General features: G+C 70.8%; 1 protein-coding gene. It reads right to left on the bottom strand.

Features of this window, described 5'->3' with window-relative positions:
* Positions 1 to 219: (2Fe-2S)-binding protein (locus KVT14_RS21015; RefSeq protein WP_308161189.1), on the bottom strand; the 219-nt coding region annotated here is incomplete at its 3' end.
* Between the last annotated feature and the right edge of the window lie 24 nt (positions 220 to 243).

Here is a 243-nt window from a genome sequence, read left to right as displayed (position 1 = left end):
GAAGTGCTCGCACATCGCGTAGGACACCGCGATGCCGGCCTTCTCCAGCGTCCGGTTCACGACGGTAGTCAGCAGCGGGACGCAGGAGCCGCAGACGGTGCCGGCGCGGGTGCACGTCTTGGCCTCGGCGACGCTGGTGCAGCCGTGCTCGCAGACCGCCGCGCGGACGGTGCCCGCGGACAGGTTGAAGCAGGGGGACAGCACCACGTCGTCCAGCACGTCGGTCTACACCTGGGCGCTGCC

The sequence above is a fragment of the Cellulomonas sp. GbtcB1 genome (assembly GCF_019091725.1).
GTDB lineage: Bacteria > Actinomycetota > Actinomycetes > Actinomycetales > Cellulomonadaceae > Cellulomonas.
This window is presented reverse-complemented; position numbering and strand designations above follow the sequence as displayed.